The following is a 5551-nucleotide window of genomic DNA, read 5'->3' as shown; positions in this document are numbered from 1 at the left end:
GTTATGTAATAAAACCTAAATTGTAATAATATACAACACTTAGATTAAGCACGTGGCTCGCCAAGTGAAGATGTTAATTCTTCAGCTTTAATGTTAACTTTAACTTTAACTTTTTCCATGATTATCAACTCCTTTTCTTGTACTCAAAAGCTTATGTTGTAATAATATTCCACACTCGTTCGTTTGTAAATATAAAATATTCAAAAAATTCTTTATTTTAACTTTATAAATACTTTTCTGAATTTACAGAAAAGTATTTATAAAGTTACAGTATGCTATGTGCTTAGATATACTAATATGGGATTTACATGAAGAAATAAATGGTTTTTAAAAATATGAAGAATTGAAACATTAGTCAACCAACTAAATGTATAAGCCTTTCAAACAAACAACGGCAGTAAACGAACATTCAAAACTTCCTATTTATAAACCAATCTTTTCAAAATCCATAGTAGATAATTTGTTTTTGGGATTATCAAAATATTTTTGCATTGATTTGGGTTTTATCAAATTTTTCTTCTGCCTGCCAATTGCTTGTTTGGCATGATTATGTAGCTCTTCGACAGATTGCCACACCTTCAATACAATCACTCCTTCAACTTTGGAATCTGATGAAGCTTTTTATGTGTCAAAAGCTAAAAATGCAAATTGAATCTCTTAATATAAGCCTTTTCAAAATCAAATATTGTTAGTTGCTCAGGCATTATAATCACTCCAAACCCTTACTTTTTATTTTTCAGCTTGATCATAGACTAGTAAAATTGCTTACTGGGGTTTCCGTTTAAATATTTTCAAAATGTTCCCTACAGAAATACCAAATTTCCACATCTCTCGAAAATTATTAATCTATTGGATACTTCACCCATGATTAAATTTCTCTCGCGTAATATAATCTACTTCCATTTGACTTAAGCTTCTTTTCGATATTTAGCTAATACTTGTTCTAAACGTTTACGTTCACCTTAGGCGCATTCTTTTGTAAAGCTATTTCCATTGCCTTGAGAACAAGTTGTGAATTTAAATCTTCAATCCCCGTATTATTCCCTTCAGCCACAAATGGTTTACTAACTCCAAAGTTTGCTCGTTGAATGCTATTGGGTTTTCTTCTACTACTTTTCTATCACTTGAGCAACTTACTGCTTCTTTTCCCTTCATATCAAAAACCTTTAAGCTAATTTTTCTCGCTTTAGATTAGAGCTACCTTGTTAGGTTATTAGGCATAGATCCTTTTTTTCTTATCCTATATTTCTGACCTTTTAATCTGTCCATTTCCACGAATCACATATTATGGATTCATTTATAAATCACACTTACAAATAAAAAAATAAGAAGATCCATGCGAATAAACGCTTTAGAATCTTCCTATTCCTCCTTATACACCCTTAAAATCAGAAGTTACATCAACATGTTCAAGACCTAGGTTATTTAGATACTAAGTATTTAACAAAACGGACTGCAGGAACTTTTTAACTAAATCTTAAAAAGAAGGATTCAATACTCCTATTAAATCCTTCTTTTCCATTACTCACTACTTCACATATACATAATAAGAACTAGCTGTAATATAGAACACATTACCTCTACTATTCTTCACTTTATATTGTGGTGAACCATTTACAGATACTTTATCAACGATAGTGAACCCTAAACCTTCACCGACAGTTCCTACAACATCTCTATCTGCCCAGGAAGCTTTTGAATAGAATCGTAAATCATTCACTTTAGAAACTACACGTTTACCTTCCACAGATGAAGATTCTTCTTTATAGCGAATGTATGATGAATCGTTATAAACCCACTGATTCCCTCCAAGATTCAACCATTTTCCTACTTTACCCCAGACTTTATATGATTCACCCTTTTGTACCTTACGAATGACATCATTGCTTGTGGATGGTCCAGATCGAAGGTTTACATTTAAACCTTCGATATAAGCTACTCCTGTTACATCCGTTACACTTTCAGATGGTTGTTGTGGTTTTACTTCCACAGTGACAGAATGACCATTATACGCCTTTAAAACATCAGAACGGAATTGAGCTTCTGATACACCATGTGAAGCAAGATACCCCAGTGGATCCTCATGATCTGTACCGCCTAATTTGTATGTGATACCTTTATGAGTCCATAATCCAACACTCGGATGGATATTTCTATCTTTTAAAATTTTCGCAAGTAACTTTATATATCTTTCATATGATTTTGTGAATTTAATTGGATCACTAGTCTCAGAAAGTTCTACATGTACAAATCTAGCATTTGCCGCTGGACCTGCACCCCATGCACTATATTTAGTAGCAGCGATTTGAATTGTTTCATCCCAATCCGTTGCATAATGAACGAATGCATTTCTCCATGTTCTAGCTTCATAATTTCTAATATTGATAGCAGGTGCTTCTGGTGTCGCTGTGGAATGTGCTACTACTCCCTCATATGCACCCACACCATATCTATATCCTTGCTTAGGTAAATCTGGAATAATCATTTCTCTATCTGCAAAAACACTTGCGGAAGAAGAAAATAAAATAATACACATGATAAATAGCGCGATACATTGTTTCATTAATTTTTTCATTTCGTATTTTCCCCTTTAATATTTGCATAAACAAAAAGAGCACCTCAATTGAGACTGCTCCTTTTGCTATCATTTTTTATATTTGTCTTTATTTAATTTTTTTCTTTTCTAGATTTTGATCTTCTAATTTTCGCTTTAATTTCAGAAGATACACTTTCTAACAACCAAGTAGGAATCCATTTATCCCAGCCAATCCGTACACAATTGGCTGTAAAGCTATTAAAAATATGATAAACTAAACCACCCGTTACCATAAAAAAGAAAAACTCTGGTAGTTTAAATGCAATATCAAATAAATGCGCTAAAGAAGGTAATAAAAAAAGCACCACAGTTCGTGCAATGCCCTCAATTCCATATTGTGATGAATACGTACCATCTAATTTTGAAGCCTTACTACCAGTTATCCAATCTAATACAACTACCCATACCAAAATGATAATCCAAATTAAATTAGATTTACCATATAAAAAATTAAATATAGTTCCCAATCCACCACTAATTACAGAAGCAACTTTAAATTGGGTGGTATTAATAACATCCAGTACATTTAACGTTTTTACAAGTTCATGAATCCGTTCCAAACTTTCACCCCCCTTTTTACACTTCAAAGCAAAATAAAAAAGCCTGCTTTGGCACGCTATTGTATAAAAGATTTACATATTCATTTTCTTCCACGCATACTCTAGTGGTTCAGTTCGTGGTGGCTTCATTACTTCTTTTTCAGAAGTTTTACTTTCGTTTCGGGAGAAATTAAACATAACCCCTTTTCGTGTGGTGGTTTGTCTCATCCCTGTAATATACATTTCACTGATTTCTAATTTTAAGCCTTTGCGTATTTGTGGTTTACGTCGTACGGTTGGATACAGTGTTTTTGGTTGAATTATAATGCCTTTTATTGTCATAAAATCACCAGCCTTATTCTACTCTTAATGCAATGTTAAACTCTGGAAATGAACTCCATACACTTGAGTAGTAGGTGTTAAATAATTTATATTTCTGCACTTCTTCATCTTGAGAAATTTCAACTATATCGCCAGTGACAAAATTTGAACCCCTATATGTGTAAAAGCCATCAAATTTTGCTCTTAATCCATCTACGCTATCTCCCATAAAAAATGATGTAAATATTATATTCCCTTCTAAAGATGGTGCCCTTAAAAATACCTTATCCCAAATAAAAATAGGAACAGAAACATTTTTTAATCCCTCATATATAAATTTACTCCTAGCAGCCACCAGTGCTGAATAAGGGTCCGATTTTGGACAAGCGCTCACCAATACACTAAAAGGAGAAGATATAGGTGTGAATTGTTCTTGTTGATATTGTTCATCTGGAATACCAAATAATCCTATTACAGTCTTCCCTTTTCGTTCTGGAAGATTATCATCGTTTTCATAAACACAATAGATAACAATGTCTTTATCAACGTATAAATATAGGTCCACCATAACAATCACTTTACCAATAGAAGTAACATTAGTGGAGTTAGTTGTTTTCCCTTGATGAAAACATAATGGATAGAACGAACCAGGTCCTCCAAAAGTAATATCTTGCTCTTTATCATATCGTTCAATTAATCTAAAGGTTGCATCGGTAAAAGTACAACTAGGATCTCTTATATCATAGCCCTTATATGTACCTGCTATAATATCTTTGCTACTTGCAGTGGCGACATCAAATGGACGTAATTCTATAGAATGGTTCTTCATACCGTCGTTACCGCTTGAGTACATGACGTAAATTTTATCTTTTGATGGCGCATCAGCATTTAATTGCTGCCACCCAGCCTTTTTCATTTCATCGATAATCTTCATAAAGACTTCTCTTCGCTCTAGTCTGTGTAACTTACAAATTTTATTGGTCATTTTATATATTCCTCCTTAACTTAAACGTATTGCTTTCATGGAAATATTAAAAGTAGAGTTTGCTACGCCCCTATTTTCTATATAAAGATGTACCTTGTTTGTATGATCTTTATCCTCACAAGGAATAGCCAAAATATCATATGTTCTTTTTTCTGATAAGCTTTTATAGATTTGATTCCCATTCTCTTTTTGATCGTACATAAATAACATTGCTTCAACGTTTGAATCATTTATAACTTGAATGGTACGAATATCGTATTTGTTACAACCTACATCCAGCGGAGCATATAGAACTTTCCCTGGTTCAATTGTAATTTGTACATTCCTCTCAATAAGGATTGATGGTGTAATCTCACTTTCGGATGTATATCTATATAATTTCATTACAGTTCCCATATTGTATTCACCTCAATTATGTTTTAGATGAACATTAAAATAAATTGGTTCAAATGCTAGTAAATTTGTATCCTTCACAACCTTTACCCAAAATTCACGCGTACTTTGTGCGGCTATTGAATCAATCTGTATTTCATTCAAATAGTTAGTACCATCTAATGAAATACGTGCCCAGGTATAGCCGATTTTCTCCATATATTGCTGGATTGATAGTTTTATATTTGTAGCAGCACCGATGTTATCATTTACGATTGTCATTTTTACAATCCGCTCATTATTCAACATGTAACCTAAATTCATTGGATCCGTTGTATTTAATTCTTCGTTATTCATTTTAATTTGTAAGGATGAACCCATACAATACATATCCCCACCGTAGAAGGTGGCCTGTTTCTTTGCTAGTAGTTCGTTTTCTTCGTCATATATTTCTACGATTCCCTCAAACTCTAAAGAAGGAAGTAGAATATCGATGCCTGTATGAGCTGCCGCCACAATATTAGTAGACAGAATATTATCTGCAGTATCTTTTAATACAATCTTATAATTTTTATATAGTTGACGCAGACGTAACATATTACTCTTTGTCATAATAATTTTATTGATGTCAAGCGGTACAAATCCCTCTGCAGTTCCTCTTTTTAAAACAACACCAATTCTTTTTGCTGCTAATGAATCATTATCCATATAATCAAAGAATGTATCTGTCTTTGTGTA

6 protein-coding genes and 2 pseudogenes are annotated in these 5551 nt (G+C 32.8%); all 8 read right to left on the bottom strand.

Annotation, left to right across the window (positions count from 1 at the left end; translation table 11 throughout):
• Window positions 1-423 precede the first annotated feature (423 nt).
• A complete protein-coding gene (locus GFJ36_RS12560; RefSeq protein WP_157349587.1) occupies window positions 424-582 on the bottom strand; it encodes a hypothetical protein in 159 nt (52 codons plus the stop codon).
• A 373-nt stretch (window positions 583-955) separates the two neighbouring features.
• A pseudogene (locus tag GFJ36_RS29600) lies at window positions 956-1146 on the bottom strand (DnaD domain-containing protein); the annotation flags it as partial.
• A 382-nt stretch (window positions 1147-1528) separates the two neighbouring features.
• Window positions 1529-2575 carry an N-acetylmuramoyl-L-alanine amidase gene (locus GFJ36_RS12555; RefSeq protein ID WP_098230560.1) on the bottom strand — a complete coding sequence of 349 codons (1047 nt, stop codon included), beginning with the start codon at window positions 2573-2575 and terminating at the stop codon, window positions 1529-1531.
• A 92-nt stretch (window positions 2576-2667) separates the two neighbouring features.
• Complete coding sequence (locus tag GFJ36_RS12550) at window positions 2668-3156, bottom strand: phage holin family protein (protein WP_098230559.1); 489 nt, start codon at window positions 3154-3156, stop codon at window positions 2668-2670.
• Window positions 3157-3228: 72 nt separating this feature from the next.
• Complete coding sequence (locus GFJ36_RS12545; protein WP_098230558.1) at window positions 3229-3477, bottom strand: hypothetical protein; 249 nt, start codon at window positions 3475-3477, stop codon at window positions 3229-3231.
• A gap of 13 nt (window positions 3478-3490) precedes the next feature.
• Window positions 3491-4441, bottom strand: coding sequence for a hypothetical protein (locus GFJ36_RS12540; RefSeq protein WP_098230557.1), 951 nt, complete (start codon window positions 4439-4441; stop codon window positions 3491-3493).
• Between the two features lie 15 nt (window positions 4442-4456).
• Window positions 4457-4837 (bottom strand): DUF1998 domain-containing protein, encoded by a 381-nt coding sequence (locus GFJ36_RS12535; protein ID WP_098230556.1) that lies wholly within the window; start codon window positions 4835-4837, stop codon window positions 4457-4459.
• A gap of 12 nt (window positions 4838-4849) precedes the next feature.
• Window positions 4850-5551: pseudogene (locus GFJ36_RS12530) on the bottom strand (hypothetical protein); the annotation flags it as partial.

The organism is Bacillus sp. EE-W1 (assembly GCF_009760835.1).
Classification (GTDB): Bacteria; Bacillota; Bacilli; order Bacillales; family Bacillaceae_G; genus Bacillus_A; species Bacillus_A wiedmannii.
The sequence above is the reverse complement of the archived record's forward strand: the minus strand, read 5'-3'. Positions and strand labels throughout refer to the sequence as shown.

Coding starts and splice junctions, on each gene's coding strand:
- GFJ36_RS12545 (WP_098230558.1), bottom strand. CDS start 3,477: ATGACAATAAAAGGCATTATAATTCAACCAAAAACACTGTATCCAACC.
- GFJ36_RS12540 (WP_098230557.1), bottom strand. CDS start 4,441: ATGACCAATAAAATTTGTAAGTTACACAGACTAGAGCGAAGAGAAGTC.
- GFJ36_RS12535 (WP_098230556.1), bottom strand. CDS start 4,837: ATGGGAACTGTAATGAAATTATATAGATATACATCCGAAAGTGAGATT.
- GFJ36_RS12555 (WP_098230560.1), bottom strand. CDS start 2,575: ATGAAAAAATTAATGAAACAATGTATCGCGCTATTTATCATGTGTATT.